This is a genomic window from Candidatus Pelagibacter sp. HIMB1709 (genome assembly GCF_052047635.1).
Classification (GTDB): domain Bacteria; phylum Pseudomonadota; class Alphaproteobacteria; order Pelagibacterales; family Pelagibacteraceae; genus Pelagibacter.
The window spans coordinates 914547-930096 of sequence record NZ_JBNAJW010000001.1 but is presented as its reverse complement, the minus strand read 5'-3'; the positions used below and the strand labels follow the sequence as shown (position 1 = coordinate 930096).

19 protein-coding genes are annotated in these 15550 nt (G+C 30.6%); 9 read left to right on the top strand and 10 right to left on the bottom strand.

Going from position 1 to position 15550, the window contains the following annotated elements; translation table 11 throughout:
* Window positions 1-3 precede the first annotated feature (3 nt).
* From rpe to ACTTAR_RS05045, 4 genes are all read right to left on the bottom strand, one after another.
* Entirely contained in the window at window positions 4-663 is a 660-nt protein-coding gene (rpe, locus tag ACTTAR_RS05060) for a ribulose-phosphate 3-epimerase (protein ID WP_440697878.1), read from the bottom strand.
* Between the two features lie 28 nt (window positions 664-691).
* Complete coding sequence (locus ACTTAR_RS05055) at window positions 692-1048, bottom strand: hypothetical protein (RefSeq protein ID WP_440681436.1); 357 nt, start codon at window positions 1046-1048, stop codon at window positions 692-694.
* Window positions 1049-1116: 68 nt separating this feature from the next.
* A complete protein-coding gene (locus ACTTAR_RS05050; protein ID WP_440619142.1) occupies window positions 1117-2931 on the bottom strand; it encodes a sodium:solute symporter family protein in 1815 nt (604 codons plus the stop codon).
* Entirely contained in the window at window positions 2931-3191 is a 261-nt protein-coding gene (locus ACTTAR_RS05045) for a DUF4212 domain-containing protein (RefSeq protein WP_440633151.1), read from the bottom strand. Before ACTTAR_RS05045 ends, ACTTAR_RS05050 begins: the two co-directional genes overlap by 1 nt.
* A gap of 120 nt (window positions 3192-3311) precedes the next feature.
* Between ACTTAR_RS05045 and ACTTAR_RS05040 the strand changes: the two genes are divergently transcribed.
* Window positions 3312-3935, top strand: coding sequence for an esterase (locus ACTTAR_RS05040; protein ID WP_440681438.1), 624 nt, complete (start codon window positions 3312-3314; stop codon window positions 3933-3935).
* Here ACTTAR_RS05040 and acs read toward each other — a convergent pair.
* From acs to tsaD, 3 genes are read right to left on the bottom strand one after another with little or no spacing between them, the layout of a single operon-like run.
* Window positions 3932-5995: an acetate--CoA ligase gene (gene acs / locus ACTTAR_RS05035; protein WP_440681440.1), complete on the bottom strand. Its 2064-nt coding sequence runs from the start codon at window positions 5993-5995 to the stop codon at window positions 3932-3934. The genes ACTTAR_RS05040 and acs overlap by 4 nt on opposite strands.
* Window positions 5996-6010: 15 nt before the next feature.
* Window positions 6011-6424, bottom strand: a complete 414-nt coding sequence (locus tag ACTTAR_RS05030; protein ID WP_440681442.1) for an EVE domain-containing protein — start codon at window positions 6422-6424, stop codon at window positions 6011-6013.
* Window positions 6424-7497, bottom strand: coding sequence for a tRNA (adenosine(37)-N6)-threonylcarbamoyltransferase complex transferase subunit TsaD (tsaD, locus tag ACTTAR_RS05025; protein WP_440697877.1), 1074 nt, complete (start codon window positions 7495-7497; stop codon window positions 6424-6426). The genes ACTTAR_RS05030 and tsaD overlap by 1 nt, the downstream gene beginning before the upstream one ends.
* A gap of 56 nt (window positions 7498-7553) precedes the next feature.
* Between tsaD and hemC the strand changes: the two genes are divergently transcribed.
* From hemC to ACTTAR_RS04985, 8 genes are all read left to right on the top strand, one after another.
* On the top strand, window positions 7554-8471 hold the full coding sequence (gene hemC / locus ACTTAR_RS05020) for a hydroxymethylbilane synthase (protein WP_440697876.1): 918 nt from the start codon (window positions 7554-7556) through the stop codon (window positions 8469-8471).
* Window position 8472: 1 nt separating this feature from the next.
* Window positions 8473-9171, top strand: coding sequence for a uroporphyrinogen-III synthase (locus tag ACTTAR_RS05015; RefSeq protein WP_440697875.1), 699 nt, complete (start codon window positions 8473-8475; stop codon window positions 9169-9171).
* A gap of 2 nt (window positions 9172-9173) precedes the next feature.
* Window positions 9174-10259 (top strand): mechanosensitive ion channel family protein, encoded by a 1086-nt coding sequence (locus tag ACTTAR_RS05010; protein WP_440697874.1) that lies wholly within the window; start codon window positions 9174-9176, stop codon window positions 10257-10259.
* A complete protein-coding gene (locus ACTTAR_RS05005) occupies window positions 10256-10546 on the top strand; it encodes a YggT family protein (protein ID WP_440697873.1) in 291 nt (96 codons plus the stop codon). Before ACTTAR_RS05010 ends, ACTTAR_RS05005 begins: the two co-directional genes overlap by 4 nt.
* Before the next feature lie 8 nt (window positions 10547-10554).
* Window positions 10555-11400 (top strand): bifunctional 5,10-methylenetetrahydrofolate dehydrogenase/5,10-methenyltetrahydrofolate cyclohydrolase, encoded by an 846-nt coding sequence (locus ACTTAR_RS05000; RefSeq protein ID WP_440681453.1) that lies wholly within the window; start codon window positions 10555-10557, stop codon window positions 11398-11400.
* A 79-nt stretch (window positions 11401-11479) separates the two neighbouring features.
* Window positions 11480-11683 (top strand): hypothetical protein, encoded by a 204-nt coding sequence (locus tag ACTTAR_RS04995; RefSeq protein WP_440697871.1) that lies wholly within the window; start codon window positions 11480-11482, stop codon window positions 11681-11683.
* A 3-nt stretch (window positions 11684-11686) separates the two neighbouring features.
* A complete protein-coding gene (locus ACTTAR_RS04990; protein ID WP_440697870.1) occupies window positions 11687-11959 on the top strand; it encodes an SHOCT domain-containing protein in 273 nt (90 codons plus the stop codon).
* An 8-nt stretch (window positions 11960-11967) separates the two neighbouring features.
* Window positions 11968-12759, top strand: a complete 792-nt coding sequence (locus ACTTAR_RS04985) for a TauD/TfdA dioxygenase family protein (protein WP_440697869.1) — start codon at window positions 11968-11970, stop codon at window positions 12757-12759.
* On the opposite strand, the gene ACTTAR_RS04980 is transcribed toward ACTTAR_RS04985, so the two are convergent.
* Genes ACTTAR_RS04980 through ACTTAR_RS04970 form a run of 3 tightly spaced genes read right to left on the bottom strand, consistent with a single transcriptional unit; the run spans window position 12760 to window position 15524 of the window.
* Entirely contained in the window at window positions 12760-13743 is a 984-nt protein-coding gene (locus ACTTAR_RS04980; RefSeq protein ID WP_440697868.1) for an MBL fold metallo-hydrolase, read from the bottom strand.
* Between the two features lie 4 nt (window positions 13744-13747).
* Window positions 13748-14839: a PQQ-dependent sugar dehydrogenase gene (locus tag ACTTAR_RS04975; protein ID WP_440697867.1), complete on the bottom strand. Its 1092-nt coding sequence runs from the start codon at window positions 14837-14839 to the stop codon at window positions 13748-13750.
* Window positions 14814-15524, bottom strand: coding sequence for an SDR family NAD(P)-dependent oxidoreductase (locus tag ACTTAR_RS04970; RefSeq protein WP_440697866.1), 711 nt, complete (start codon window positions 15522-15524; stop codon window positions 14814-14816). The genes ACTTAR_RS04975 and ACTTAR_RS04970 overlap by 26 nt, the downstream gene beginning before the upstream one ends.
* Window positions 15525-15550 lie beyond the last annotated feature (26 nt).

Genomic DNA, 15550 nt, shown 5'->3' with positions numbered 1-15550 from the left:
AACTTATTTTGCTTTTAATAAATTAATATTTTTTTTAATATCCCCATCATTGCTTTTAAAAACTGTTGTCCCAGATACAAGAATGTTAGCACCAGCATTAATTGCTATTTTACAATTGTCAAAATTTATCCCACCATCTATTTCAATATCAAAGTTTAAATTTTCTTTTTCTTGAATTTTTTTTAGCTCTCTAATTTTTTCTAAAACTTCAGGCATAAATTTCTGACCACCAAATCCAGGATTGACACTCATGATTAAAACTAAATCAATTTGACTTAATAAATTTTTAATTAAATCTAAGCTTGTTTCAGGATTTAACGAAACTCCAACTTTTTTTTTAAGTGCTTTAATTTTATTAATTGAGTTTTCTAGGTTATCAGTTGCTTCTGGGTGGATAGTAATAATATCTGCTCCTGCATCTGCGTAAGCTTCAATGTATTTATGCACAGGTGAAATCATTAAATGAACATCAAATTTTAATGAGCAATGTTTTCTAAGAGCTTTAATTACTGGAGGACCTATTGTTAAGTTTGGAACAAAGTGTCCATCCATTACGTCTACATGGATCATATCGGCCCCACCTTCTTCTAGCCTTTTTATTTCAGTGCCTAGTTTACTAAAATCAGCTGATAAAATTGAGGGTGATATTTGTATATTTTTCATTAATATCTAGACTTACTAGTATCAATTTTTAAAATTTAATTGAATTAAAAAATTGATAAATCTGCCTAGAAATTTCACTTTCAAGAGGGAACGACAACATACCCATAACCGAATATCCTAAAATCCAAGGCATCAAATAAAATCTAATCATAAAAAAGAACCAAGCTACGTAAAGTGGTACCAACGGTTGTATAATAAATGATGGTGTGACAACTTTAAAAATTCTCATTAAGGGATTTGTAAGTTTAACAAAAACTTTCATAAAGAAAAATTCAGAGTCTTCTCTTTGAAAGATATTCATTGCTACTCTTCCAACTAAAGTCCACATTATAATTCCAAGTATATAATCAATTATATAAACTAAAGGATGAAAGTTAGCAGACATTAAGGAATTTATATTTGATCTTAAAAAGAAATAAAAGGGGCGAAATTAATCGCCCCTTAAAAGATTATTTATTTTTGGCCGCCGATTACAGATGCACCCGCAGGTACCCTAGAATCATCAACCATTTTTTGTGTTGCAGCGCTAGGTGCTGAAGTCATTAAACTTACAACAACCATAGCTACTAAGCTAACAGTAGATCCGAAGATACCAAATGTTAACTGCGTAATGCCTAAGAATCCGCTTCCACCACTTCGTACCCAAACTAGATACGCGAAACCAGAAACTAGTCCTAAGACCATACCAGCTATAGCACCTTCTTTATTAGCTCTCTTCCACCATACACCAAGTACAAGTGGCCAGAACAATCCGGACATCGCAAAGTCAAAAGCCCAGATTACTGAACCTAAGATACCTTGGATCTCCATTGCTGCAATAGTTGCTCCTGCAAAACCAATTACTACAAGTAATACCCTTGCAACAACTAGTCTCTTAGCAGTCTCAGCTTTAGGGTCTACCATTTTGTAGTAAACGTCATGCGAGATTGCATTTGCAATTGCAAGAATCAAACCATCTGCAGTTGACATCGCAGCTGCCAAACCTCCAGCAGCAACTAGACCTGAGATTACATATGGTAATCCAGCAATTTCTGGTGTTGCTAATACAACGGCTTTACCACCCATGAAGAACTCGTTTAATTCAACAGTTCCATTTCCGTTAAAGTCGCTTACAAACATCAGATTTGCTTGGTTCCAGTTTTGATACCAATCGATTGCTTGAACTTCTGCAATTGATTTACCAATAATACCTGTCGGTAAGTTTGGATCAATCAAAGCAAGTTTAGATAGTGTCGCTAACATAGGTGCAGAGGAATATAGTAGGAAGATAAAGAATACTGACCAACCTACTGATTTTCTAGCTGCTTTAACACTTGGAGTAGTAAAGAACCTCATCATCACGTGTGGTAATGAAGCTGTTCCCATCATCATTGCTAATGCTAATGAGATGAAAGCCCAAGGTGTTGCGTTAACTTCAGAGTGAGCCTTAGTAATACCAGCTAACCCTTTAGGTACTGTAGCTAAATCAGCAGCAGAGTTTTTAACAAACCCATACTGTTGCTCTAACTCACCAATTCTAGCAACTTCATCAGCTAACATAAAGTGTGGGAAGAAACCCGCACCAATGTTGTTACTGATCCAGAATACTGGAAGTAGGTAAGCTATAATTAGTACAATGTATTGTGCAACCTGTGTCCAAGTAACCCCTCTCATACCACCAAGCATTGAACATAGTAAAATACTAACTAGTCCAACATATACTGCGTATTGGAATGGGATATCTAAAGCAACAGCTGCAATAGTACCTGTAGCGTTAATTTGTGCAGTCACATATGTAAATGATGCAACAGTTAAAACGATAACTGCCATCAATCTTGCAGTATTACCACCGTATCTAGTACCTACGAAATCTGGAACTGTGTAACAGCCAAATTTTCTTAAGTATGGTGCTAATAAAGTTGCAACTAACACATAACCACCTGTCCAACCTACAAGCAAAGCCATGTATCCATAACCTTTGAAGTAAATACCACCTGCCATCGCAACGAATGAAGCACCAGACATCCAGTCGGCTGCTGTTGCCATTCCGTTGAACACAGTTGGAACCGTTCTTCCAGCTACGTAATAGTTACTTGCTTGGGCTGTTCGAGATAGCCAACCAATTGCTGCGTAGATGAAAATGGTAAAACCTACAAAGCAAATACCAATTGCTTTTGCAGACATACCCATCTGCTCACCAATCGCCATTAAGATTATGAAACCTATAAATCCACCAGTGTAGATTCCATAAACTTTAGGCAAGTTATCTATAAAATTACCCTTAATCATTAGTCGTCTCCTTTTTCACTGAAGCCGAACTCTTCATCAATTTTTTCTTGTCTACCTGCAAACCAGAAAATAAGGATTACAAATATTGCAAGAGAACCTTGACATGTGAACCAATAAGTTAATGGATACCCAAAAGGTCCAGTAACCGAGTTCATTTCAGCTCCGAAAAGGAATATACCCATTGAGAATACAGCCCAGATTGCTAGTGTCACAAACAACAAGCCTCTGGTCTTTTCCCAGTGTTGAGCGTTTTTCGCCATGTATACCTCTCTTTTTAGTTATAACTGTTAAAACCATAACCATTATGAAGGATAATAAAAGTGTAAAATTCGCCGTATTAGGTTAATTTTTTCAAATATTTTCAATAAAATTAACTTTTTATGGATAAAAAAAAACTAAGTTGGAAAGATTTATCGTTAAGTGATTTCAAAGTTTATTTTTTTTCTTTGTTTAAAGCTTTTATTCCTAAAACAAAAATTAAAACCTTAGATGAGTTAGAAGAATTTATTCAAACAAAATCTGCATGGGTATCTCAAGTTACACTCTATAGTTATTTAAAAACTAGAATGGGCACAAGATATGTTCTTCATTTTGATAATGATGAATTTATGAAATCTGTTAATGAAGCTAAATGGAATATTTATGCTGTTGCTTTACAAGATTTAACTTTTTTTACTTTTTCTTACTTAAAAATTAATTCTAATTTTAGTGAAATAGAAAAAGCTAAAGAAATTTTTTTAAAAATTTTAGATGATGAAACTACAAATAACATGCCTTTAAATATTATAGATAAAGCAAGAAAAGATTTTGAAGAAAGACTAATTAAAATTGATTGGGATAAATATTGTAATGATCGTCCTTTTAATCCAAGCGCCCTATCTTTATATGAATGGGCACCAATAGCAGATGAATTAAAAACTCTTGATCGAAAAATAGTTTTAAACTCTGTTATTTTAAAATGGGATGTTATTAAAAAAGAATTTAAAGATAGAGTACAGTTTTAGATATTTTTTCTATTCTCAACTAAACTATCGACAACACTTGGATCAGCTAAAGTAGTTGTATCACCTAGTTGACGGTGTTCATTTGCTGCAATTTTTCTTAAAATTCTTCTCATAATTTTTCCAGATCTTGTCTTGGGTAGACCTGGAGTAAAATGAATTAAATCTGGTGTAGCAAGAGGTCCAATTTGTTTTCTAACCCAAAGTTTTAAGTCTCTTTCTAACTCTCCTGTTTCTTTCTCTCCAGCATTTAAAGTTACATAGCAATACAAGCCATTACCTTTAATATCATGAGGGTAACCTACGACTGCTGCCTCTGCTACTTTTGGATGCGCTACAAATGCACTTTCTATTTCAGCAGTACCTAAATTATGACCAGAAACTATAATCACATCATCAACACGTCCCGTGATCCAGTAATATCCATCTTTGTCTCTTCTACATCCATCACCGGTAAAGTATTTTCCATCAAATTGTGAAAAATACGTATCAATGAATCTTTGATGATCACCATAAACAGTTCTCATTTGTCCAGGCCATGACTGAGCTATACAAAGTCTACCTTCTCCAGGTCCTTTTATCTCTTTGCCTGATTTATCAACAATCATAGGTTTTATTCCATAAAATGGTTTTGTTGCAGAACCAGGTTTTAAAGGAATGGCTCCAGTTTGAGGTGCAATCATTATACCTCCAGTTTCTGTCTGCCACCAAGTATCTACAATTGGACATTTAGAGTTACCAACTGTCTTATAATACCACATCCAAGCCTCAGGATTAATTGGTTCTCCAACGGTTCCAAGTAATTTTAAAGATTTTCTAGAAGTTTTGTTTACAGGCTTATCACCCTCACGCATTAATGCTCTAATTGCTGTTGGGGCTGTGTAAAAGGTATTAACTTTATACTTATCTACTATTTGCCACCATCTAGAGCTATCAGGATAGTTAGGAATTCCTTCGAACATGATTGTAGTAGCGCCATTTGCTAATGGTCCATAAATTATATAACTATGACCTGTTACCCAACCTATGTCTGCTGTACACCAGTAGATATCTTTTGATTTATAATTAAAAATATATTGATGAGTCATTGAAGCATAAACCATGTACCCACCTGTTGTGTGAAGTACCCCTTTAGGTTTGCCAGTTGATCCTGAAGTATATAAAATGAAAAGCGGATCTTCTGCGTTCATTTCTTCTGGTTCACAATTATTTGAAACATCTTTAATTAAATCATGATACCAAACATCTCTTTTTTTATTCCAGCTAATATCGTTTCCAGTCCGTTTGACAACAATGCATTTTTTAACATAAGGACAACTACGAAGAGCTTCATCTGTGGTTTCTTTAAGTGGAATAGTTTTTCCACCTCTAACACCCTCATCAGCTGTAATTATATATTCAGACTCACAATCATTAACTCTTCCAGAAATAGAATCTGCAGAAAAACCACCAAAAATAATTGAATGAACAGCACCAATTCTTACACATGCTAGCATTAAAATAGCAAGTTCTGGAATCATAGTAAGATAAATTGTAACTCGATCTCCTTTTTTTATTCCTAGTTTTTTTAATCCGTTTGCAGCTTTAGAAACTTTTTGGTGAAGTTGTTTGTAAGTAATTTTTTGACTATCTTTTGGATCATCTCCAACCCAAATAATTGCAGTTTTATCTTTTTTATCTTTTAAGTGTCTATCAATACAGTTAGCAGATGCATTTAAAGTTCCATCTTCAAACCATTTAATTTTTACTTCTTTAGTGCTGTATTTTACATCTTTAATTTTTTTGTAGGGTTTAATCCATGTAATTCTTTTTCCTTCTTTTTGCCAAAACTTATCGTTATCTTTTATAGATTCTGAATATTTTTTTGAGTATTTGCTTTTATCAGCTAAGCTATTTTTTATCCATTCAGGCTTAGTTTTTATAACTAATTCTGAAGTTGTATTTTTATTTTGTTTTATAATCTTTTTTGATTTTCTCTTTTTAACTTTAGTTTTTTTCTTAACTGTGCTTTTCTTTTTGACCTTAGTTTTTTTAGATTTAATTTTTTTCTTTTTTTTTGGCATGGGATAATTTTTTTTTTAAAGTTTACTCATGTTATTTATGATTTTCCAGCTTTTATCATCAATTGGCATTACTGAAAGCCTACTTTGTTTAATAAGCGCTAAATGCCTTAAATCCTTATTTTTTTTGATATTTTCAAGCGTCACTGGTTTTGAAAACTTATTTTTAAATTGGACTGTTACGGCAACAAACCGTCCAGTCTTATCAGTTTTATCTAAATAGTGTTCTTTGGTTATTTTAACAATTCCAACTATCTCTTTTCCAATATTGGAATGGTAAAAAAAACATAAATCACCTTTCTTCATGCTTTTTAAATTGTTTGCTGCTTGATAATTTCTAACACCATCCCAAGGCGCACCTTTTTTACCTACTTTAATTTGTTGATCAATTGACCAAACATCTGGTTCAGATTTTAATAACCAGTACTTCATTATAATTTTACTCCAGCACCTTTTAAAAAAGCAGCTTTTTCATCTAGAGGCCATCTTGGTTTTGCTGGATAATCTAGATTATCAAATTTGTTTAATTTATATTTTTCTAATCCAACCATTGCAATCATTGCAGCATTATCTCCACAAAGTTCTGTTGGAGGAAAAATACTTTTATAATTATTATTTTTGCATAAATCAATTAACATAGATCTAATCTTTTTATTAGCAGCAACACCACCAGCAACTACAAAAATTTTTTCATTCAATTTATTTTGTTTTTCAAATTCTTCAAAAGCAATTTGAGTTTTTTTAAATAAAATTTCTTCAATAGTTTTTTGAAAAGAAGCAGCTAAATCAAATTTTTCTTGTTCTGTTTTGATAGACTTTGTTATTTTTAAAATAGCAGTTTTTAATCCTGCAAAAGATAAATTGCAGCCACCTTTGTTAAAAATTGGTTTTGGTAAAGCATATTTTTCTGGATCTCCTTTTTTTGCTAATACTTCAATTTGAGGTCCACCAGGAAATTCAATTCCTAATAGTTTTGCTGTTTTATCAAAAGCTTCACCTAGTGCGTCATCGATTGTTGTTCCTAATCTTTTATATTTTCCAAGACCTTGCACATTTAAATATTGTGAATGTCCTCCAGAAATTAATAATAACAAATAAGGATAATTTAATTCAGAATTTAATTTAGGACTTAATGCATGACCTTCAAGGTGGTTTACTGCTATAAAAGGTTTATTGATTGCACTTGCAAAAGCTTTTCCAAAACTTAATCCAACTGACAAGCAAACAATTAAACCAGGCCCAGCTGTTGAAGCAACAGCATCAATTTCTTCAATTTTCTTTCCACTGTCGCTAATTGCCTTATCTACAATCCAATCTATTTTTTCCATGTGAGATCTTGCTGCTAGCTCTGGAACTACACCTCCAAATTCTTTATGAACATCAACCTGACTAGATACAATATTGGATAAAACTGTTGGAATTCCTTTGTCATTTTCAGTTATTATAGATGCAGCGGTTTCATCACAGCTGGTTTCTATTCCAAGAATTAAGGGTTTTTTACTCATTCAAATAGTTTTTAATAATTGTACAATCTCAATACAAGTAAGAAATAAATTTATTCATGGATAGAAAAATTATCATTGGCTCAAGAGGAAGTAAATTGGCTTTGCTTTACGCGCAAAAAGCTAAAGATAAAATTATAGAAGGTTTAAATTTATCTGATGAGCAAGTTATAATTAAAACAATAACAACTAAAGGCGACCAGGTACAAGATCGAAGATTATCAGAAGTTGGTGGAAAAGGATTATTTTCGAGCAGTATTGAAAATGAACTTAAAGAAAAAAAGATTGATATTGCTGTTCATGCATTAAAAGATATGCCAGCAATTGAAACTAAAGGACTTAGAACAGACACATTTTTAGAAAGAACAGACTCAAGGGAAATTTTAATTGCTAATGAAAAAAAAAAAATTAACGAACTAAAAGAAAATGCAATTGTAGGCACCTCATCTTACAGAAGAGAATTTCAAATTAAAAAATTAAGATCAGATGTTAGCTGTAAATTAATAAGAGGAAATGTAGATACTAGAATTAAAAAATTACGGGAAGGTCTTTATGATGCAATAGTTTTATCTTATGCAGGTATAAAATATTTAAATTTAGATAAAGAAATTTCTGAAATTTTTTCTACTGATCAAATTATTCCAAGTGCAGGCCAAGGTATTATTGCTTTACAGTGTAGAGATGATGACAATGACATTATAAAAGTTTTAAAAAAAATAAATCATAAAGATACTTATATGAGAGCTCACATAGAGAGAAACATTTTAAAGGTATTGGAAGGTGACTGCGAAACTGCAATAGGTGCTCATTCAATTATAGAAGGGGATAAAATTACCGTTGAAGCTGAATTATTTTCATTAGACGGTTCTCAAATATTTTATGAAAAAAAATCTGGTAATATTGATATGTTTAAAGAAATTGGAACAGAAGTTGGTAACTCTTTAAAAATTAAATCAAATAATTCATATAAAAAGTAAAATGCATATTTTGTTAACTAGACCTATAGAAGATTGTTCAGAAATGATAGTTAAGTTTCAATCTTTAGATCATAAAGTTTCTCACCTACCATTAATAAATATACAAAAAGTTCAACATGAAGAAGTTAACTTCTCAGATTATGGTGGTGTTATTTTTACAAGTTCCAATGCAGTAAGAAATTTAAATTTAGAAAATTTAAATAAAAAATTAATTTGTTTTTGTGTTGGTAGTGCTACAGAAAAAAAAGCTAGAAGTTTAGGATTTCAAAATACAATTGCTGCAGAAGGAAATGTTTCAAACCTTAAAGAACTAATTTTACAAAATTATGAATTAAAAGAAACTCCACTTCTTTATGTAAGTGGTGAGATCATAACAACTGATTTAGACCAACAATTATTAAAAGAAGGGTATGCTGTTAAACGTATTATTAATTATAAAGTAAATCATACTGAAAAATTTGATGAAAATTTTGTTAACGAATTAAAGCAAAATATGCCAGATATTGTTTATGTTTATTCTCAAAACAGTGCCTCTAGTTTCTTAAATTTTATAAAAATCTATCAAACAGAAAACCTTTGGATGAATACAAACTTGATGTGTATAGGTGAAAAAACCTCGTCAATATTGAATGAAATTAAATGGAAAAAGATATTTCTTTTTAACCCTGGAGAAGAAGAGTTTTTGTTATATAAAATTTAGGTATGGAATTAATAAATAATTTTTCTGAAATATTTTTATCTGTTTGGAGTAAAGGAATACTTGGTGTTGATATTTTTCAAATTTTAATTGGAATAGGGATATTCTTACTTTTTTTAGTCTTTAGAGGATTAATTAGTAAATTAATTATAAAAAAATTAGAAATTATTTCCAAAAGAACAACCAACAAATTAGATGACACTTTTGTTCAGTCATTAATTGGTCCAGCTAGATTTTTACCTATTGTACTAGGTTTCTTTATTGCAAGTTACTACATGACTTTTTCAATAGAGGGAAGAGAAGTAGTTGATACAATTAATAGAACTTTAATTACGATATTAATTTTTTGGGTTATTCATCAAATTATAGAACCAATTTCATATATCTTAAGTGGACTAGATAAACTTTTAACCAGAGAACTCATAGGGTGGATAATTAAATCACTTAAGATTTTAATATTTATTTTAGGATTAGCTGCCGTACTTGAATTATGGGGAATTAAGATTGGACCTATTATTGCTGGTCTAGGTTTGTTTGGAGTTGCTGTTGCACTTGGAGCACAAGATTTATTTAAAAATTTAATTTCTGGAATTTTAGTATTAGTTGAAAAAAGATTTAAAATTGGAGATTGGATTGCAGTAGACGGGATTATTGAAGGCACAGTTGAAAAAATTGGTTTTAGATCAACAACAATAAGAAAGTTTGATAAATCTCTAGCGATTATTCCTAATTTTCAATTTGCGGAAAATGCTGTGGTTAATGTTAGCGAAACATCTAATTGGAGAATAAGATGGATAATTACATTGCAGTATGATTCTACAATTGATCAATTAAAAAAAATAAGAGAGGAAATTGAAAGTTATATAAACAACAGTGAAGACTTTAATCAATCAACTGGGGTTGCGGTTAGAATTGAGAAGTTTTCTGATAGTTCAATAGATTTATTGGTGAGATGTTTTACGAATTCAAATAGTTGGAGTAATTCTCTAGAAGTTAAAGAGAGATTAGCAATTGAAATTAAGCAGATTGTAGAAAAAAATAATGCCTCTTTTGCTTTCCCGAGTCAGTCGATTTATATCGAGAAAAAATGATAGCAATTTTTTATTTAGTTTTACAGATTTTGAAACTGTATTCTTATATTGTAATAGCAAATGTAGTTATAAGCTGGTTGATAGCATTTAATGTTTTAAATACTCAAAATAGATTTGTTTACTCAATTTTAGAGCTAACTTATAAATTAACTGAGCCAATTCTTAATAAAATTAGACGTTTTTTGCCTAATTTAGGATCACTAGATATTTCACCAATTATTCTTCTTCTGTTGATTTGGTTTATTGAAATGTGTATGAAGCTCTACATTGCACCAATTATATTTTAGAAAATAAAATGATTTTAATTGACGGAAAAAAAGCTGCAGCTGAATTAAGAGAAGAATTAAAACAAGAAGTATCAGGACTTAAATCCAAATATAATAAAGTCCCTGGTTTAACTGTGATATTAATTGGAGATCTTACTCCAAGTCAAATTTATGTTCGTAATAAAGAAAAATCAGCAAATGAGGTAGGGTTAAAATCAGAAGTAATTAAATATCCAGATAGTGTTGAAGAAAAAACTGTTTTAGAAAAAATTGAAGAATTAAATAAAGATGAAACAGTTTCGGGTATTTTAGTTCAATTACCATTACCAAAACATATAGATAAACAAAAAGTTATTGAAGCCATTGATCCTTCTAAGGATGTAGATGGTTTTCATCCAATGAATGTAGGAAATCTTTCATCGGGTTATGAAAGCTCAGTTCCTTGTACACCACTTGGCTGTTACTTGTTAATTAAAAAAATTGAACCAAATTTAAGTGGAAAAAAAGCAGTTGTAGTTGGTAGATCAAATTTAAATGGAAAACCAATGACACAACTACTCTTGAAAGAAAATTGCACTGTAACAATTACTCACTCAAAAACTAAAGATCTAAGAGCTGAATGTTTAGAAGCTGATATAATTGTTGCAGCAGTTGGAATACCTGAACTTGTAAAAGGAGATTGGGTAAAAAAAGATGCAATAGTAATCGATGTTGGTATAAATAAAACTGATAAAGGTATTGTTGGAGATGTTGATTTCGAAGATGTTTCAAAAAATGCAAAAGCTTTAACACCAGTTCCAGGTGGTGTAGGACCAATGACTATTGCTTGTTTATTAAAAAACACAATTGAGTGTTTTAAAAGATCGCAAAAATAAAGACTTTTTATCTAAGTTTAATTGTCTCAAGGATATTTAAACTGATTAAATTGCTGTTGTTTTTGATAAGCTAATCTTAATGAAAAAACCAAAATATGAATACAGAATTGCAATAATAATGATTTTGTTAACTGCAATTCCAATTGGAGCCACTCAATTAGGTTGGTATTTATATAACAAACAAGTTGGATTTGATTTTGGAATGATTGCGGGGGTTTTTTCTGTTATCCTAGCTGGATATTTGATGTATCAAAAAGGTTGGAGAGATGAGGATGAGGATTAATTAATGGAAAAAATTATTTTTTTTGCTTTAGCAGTGCCAATTTTAGGATTTGTTTTTTATCTAGGCGGATCTGCAATAATGAAAGGCTTTAAGGCTAAAGTTGATAATCGACCCAATAAACCTGAGGAAACAGAATCAAATTCAGAAACAGTAATTAGACCTTCAAATAGTAACGATTTAAGTTCTGAAATTTCTAGGCTAAATGAGTTGTATAAAAATGGAGCTCTTACCCAAGAAGAGTTCGAAAAAGCTAAAAGTAAACTATTGAATAATTAAATTTAGATATGTTTAAGATTATTCCCAATAAAAGAAACATTGGGGCTGAGGTTGTTGGAAACATTAAAAATATTTCTAAAAATGATTTCAAAATAATTTTTAAATCTCTTGAGTTTTATGGAATGATTTTCATAAGAGGACAAAAATTAAGTTCTTCAGATTATATAAAATTTGCTAAACATTTTGGTAAATTAGCAGATTATCCAAGATTAAAAGGATTAAGTAAAAAATATAAACAAATTACTGTTGTTCAAAGAAAAGCAACAGATAAGGGACCTAGTTTTGGAGAACAATTTCATACAGATTCTATTTACACAAAAAAACCACCTAGATTTACAATGTTACTATCAAAACTTGTTCCCAAAAAAGGAAGAGCAAATACTGAATTCTCATCTCAATATTTAGCTTATAATTATTTATCTAAATCAATTAAAAATAAGTTGCTTAAAGTGAAAGGAAAGTATTCTTCAGAGGGACCAATTTCAGTTACTACCAGGGAGAGAGTAAAAGAGAAGGGAAGAAAAATAAAAGAATTAAAGTCTACTCATAAAATTATTAAAAAGATAAACTCTAAAAATACAATTTATTGTAGCCCCGGACATCTTGTAGGTTTTTCTCCAAAATTAAAAAATTCTGAAAAAGTTAAGAAAGAATTATTTAAACATCAAATTAAAAAAAAATTTCAATATTCTTTAGAATGGGAAAAAAACCAATTAGCTATATGGGATAATAGATCTATGCTTCATCAAGCTACTCCTTTTAAAGGAAATAGAATTATGCATAGAATAACTATATTGTAGTTATAATAATTCGTTTAAGGATTTTACCTCACCAATATTAAATATAATTGCATCTTCTTTTTTAAATCCATAGGTTTCTGCGTTATCTCTAAATCGAACAGGTGGCTCCATAATTGGTTCTAAAGATAAAACAAAAGTTCCCCAATGCATTCCTAATACTTTTCTGCTTTTAAGATCCTTTGCTACATTTAAAGCTTCTTCTGGGGTTGTGTGGTAAATAGTTTTATCAAACATTGGTTTAAAATTATATGCTCCAATGTTGATCATAGTAAGATCAATAGGACCATATTTTTCTCCTAGTTCTTTATAAATATTTCCATAACCTGTATCGCAAGCAAATAATATTTTAAACTTTTTATATTGAATTAAAAAATTTCCCCACAAAGTTTTATTTGTGTCTGTTAGACTTCTTTTTGACCAATGAACTGCTGGTAATAAAGTTATTTTTAAATCACTATTAATATTTTTGTGATCATACCAATCCATTTCATTTACATCTTCATAATTCTTAAAATATTTTCCAAGATTAAGTGGAACTAATACTTTTGCATCCTTGTATGGAAAATTTCTTATAGTTGACATGTCTTGATGATCATAATGATTGTGAGTTAATAAAAATAAATTTGTTTTTGGAATTTCATTTAGATTTAAAGCAGGTTTAGTAAACCTTTTTGGTCCAAATATTAACGGACCAGCATTTTTTGAAAAAACGGGATCGGTAATAATTGTAGTTTTACCTAATTTAATTAAATAAGTAGCGTGTCCAATCCAGGCAATGTAGTCATCATTTTTGTATTTTTCTAAATCAGACTTGACCTTATCTTTTTCGACAACATGCTCTTTTGGAAAATTAAGACTGACATTTTTTCTTAATTTACCGAAAGTTCTATAAGAAAATTTTCCTGATCTAGATATTATAACAGGTGAACCTTTAGGATTTCTAAAAGTCCCATCAGATAAATGGTGATAAGGTTTTTCTTTCATTACATTAGTTATTTTTTTCCATTAGCCACAAATCATCTCCAGCTAAAAAATAAATTTTCCCATCAATTGGATGAACTTGTATGTCTCTAATTCTTCCAATTTCATCTTTAAAAATAATTTCCTCTTGGATTTCAGGTGTATTTGAAAATATTAATTTTCTTAAAGATTTATCTTTTAGAGAAGTAATTAATGCATGACCATTCCACTCTTCAAACTCTTTACCTTTATAAATTGTAACAGCACTTGCAGCGATTGATGGAACCCAATATTGAATGGCTTTTGTAAATCCTGGTTTCCATTTTGGACCAATTTTAGCTCCTGAGTAATTTGTGCCCCCCCAACCTAAAATTTTCCAACCATAATTTTCTCCTTTTTTGGCTTCTCCAAACCAATCACCACCCTTTGCTCCATGATTGCTCATATAAATTTTTCCATCAAATTCTGAAAAAGTTAAACCCTGAGGATTTCTAACTCCAATCTGGTATATCTCTGGAAGCCAATCTGGCTTACCCTCAAACTTAGGGTTATCTTTTGGAATACTTCCATCTAAATTAATTCTAATAATACTCCCAGGATGTTGTGTTGGATCTTGAGCAATCATATTCATGCCTCTTTCACCTGCAGAAGCAAATAAGTAATTTTCCTTGATAGCAAGTCTCGATCCAAAATGATATCCAGATTCAATAGGAGGATTTGCTTGAAATATATTTTTAAAATTTAAAGAATTCTTATTTAAATCTGCTTTTGCAATTGAAGTGCTGGTCTTCCAATCTCCTCTATTTTCTGAATACGAAATCCATAATTTTTTATCTTTGTAAATAATATCTAAAAGGCCACCCTGACCATGAACAAAATAGTTTAAATTATGTTTAATTTCAGAAATATTTTTTGAGACAATGTTTATTATTTTAATTTTGCCACCTTTTTCTGTAACAATTAATTCTTCACTATTAATGAAACTTGAACCCCATGGTTCACTAAAAGACCCTAATTTTTCAAAATTATAATTTTTAGAATTTGCTGTTGCAGAAATTAAAATAAAAAAAAATATAAAAATAAATTTTTTCACTTTATGAAAGTTTAGATCTACCACCATCTACAGCTATAACTTGACCAGTGATCCAAGAACTATCTTCTGTAAGTAAAAATTTAGCAAGTGATGCTGAATCTTTTCCTTCACCTAATCTTTTTAATGGATGAGCTTTTGCAATACCTTCTGCTAAAGCAGCATTTTTTAACATGGGTTCAGCAATTTTAGATTTTGTTAAGCTTGGTGCCACACAATTTACTCTTATGTTTGGAGCAAATTCTGCAGCTAAAGAAACAGTCAGACCTTCAACAGCTGCCTTTGCTGAAGCAATAAGTGCATGATTGGCGAAACCTCTTTGTGCAGCAACAGTTGAAAACATTACAATTGAACCTTTATTTTTTTTTAAACTTTCTTGATATCCCTTGATAGCTTCAACAGCAGAATAAAGATTAAGTTTCATACACTTTTGAAAATCTTGTTCATTAATCATTCTAAGAGGTTTTAAGTCTATAGATCCTACACAGTAGGCTAGTCCTTTGATTTCAGAAATATCTGATTTAACTTTTTCAATAAAACCTTCTTCAAGAACATCTGCAATAGTATGCGAACACCTAAGCTTTTCTACAATTGGAACAAGTTCACTTTCATTTCTCGCAACTAAATGAATATCCTTTCCTGAATTTTTTAATTGTTCGGCTAAACTAGATCCAATGGAGCCAGTTGCACCAAAAATAAGATATTTTTCTGACATAAAAACTTTTATTAGTTATATTTAAA